The sequence below is a fragment of the Anaerotruncus colihominis genome (assembly GCF_010206195.1).
Taxonomy (GTDB): domain Bacteria; phylum Bacillota; class Clostridia; order Oscillospirales; family Ruminococcaceae; genus Anaerotruncus; species Anaerotruncus colihominis_A.
The window spans coordinates 1-1017 of sequence record NZ_VIQT01000033.1 but is presented as its reverse complement, the minus strand read 5'-3'; the positions used below and the strand labels follow the sequence as shown (position 1 = coordinate 1017).

The 1017-nt window shown below is 52.7% G+C and carries 2 protein-coding genes and 1 pseudogene; all 3 read left to right on the top strand.

What is annotated here, in order from left to right; translation table 11 throughout:
- Nucleotides 1–160: 160 nt before the first annotated feature.
- Nucleotides 161–346, top strand: a complete 186-nt coding sequence (locus FMM72_RS16895; protein WP_162222109.1) for a hypothetical protein — start codon at nt 161–163, stop codon at nt 344–346.
- Between the two features lie 74 nt (nt 347–420).
- On the top strand, nt 421–561 hold the full coding sequence (locus FMM72_RS16890) for a hypothetical protein (RefSeq protein ID WP_162222108.1): 141 nt from the start codon (nt 421–423) through the stop codon (nt 559–561).
- A 46-nt stretch (nt 562–607) separates the two neighbouring features.
- Nucleotides 608–1017 (top strand): annotated as a pseudogene (locus tag FMM72_RS16885) (hypothetical protein); the annotation flags it as partial.

The following is a 1017-nucleotide window of genomic DNA, read 5'->3' as shown; positions in this document are numbered from 1 at the left end:
GCGGCGGATGGAGGATATCCTCCGCCAGATCGAACGTAATGTTCCAAATCCACGAGAGCGGATGAGCCAGTCCAATCAAAACGAAATCAACATGAGTATGTAAGCGCCGGGGTTTTAGAGATAAGACCCCGGCGCTTTTTTGCGTTTGGAGGTAATCGACATGAATACAGAACAAAGTAGCCCCACATCCCATACCGGCAAGACTGTCGGACGAACTGCCCATAAGTGCGAGGGCTGCCCCTACCCCCACCACGGCTTTATCTGCTGGGGCAAGGACGGCAGCTGCATGCGAACCGATGTGGAGGAACTGACTGAGCGGCATTGGCGGTCAAAGATGGGGCGGTAAAATTGGTGGGTTTGGGTATACCCTTTGACCCGCAGTTACGGTATTATGTGTCGTTAAGAAACGGAGGAGAAGCAGTGATTTTCAACGCAGTTCTCAAAAATCCAAAGCACGAAGAATATGACAAGGCAGCCGTCCCCTTCCCAATCCCGCCCAATGAGTATGAACCCATTAGAGATATGTCGTCTGCCAAGGGACACTTAGCCTGGACGAACTGATGCTGGAAACATCGGAAAAACAAGGTTTCAAGATTGGAGAGATCAAATGATTCGATTGCACTTGACCCGAGGTGATAACCCCGCCGTTGTGTCTCTACAGCTTCCCGCCACCCCAGCAGATATCGGGGAGGCTTACGCACAGCTGAACACGATCAGCACCGGCCGTCCCCCCGAAATCAAAGATGTGGAAAGCCCCATACGGAATATTGGTCAATATCTTCGCAACGCCAAGCCGGATAATCCCCAGGATATGGACAAGCTGAACACTCTGGCACAGAGGATCTTCAAAATGAGTGCGGAACAACGGCAGCTCTTTATGGGGACGCTGGACTGTTCCTGTATCAGCGGGCTGGAGGATGTACTGCGGGTTTCGGAACAGACGGACGAGTACATCCTCATCCCCAACGCCAATTCAGATGCGGAGCTTGGGCGGTACAGCGGAGCTTGGGCGGTACA

Excerpts from the sequence above, each read along its gene's own strand:
- FMM72_RS16895 (WP_162222109.1), top strand. The coding sequence starts at position 161 with ATGAATACAGAACAAAGTAGCCCCACATCCCATACCGGCAAGACTGTC.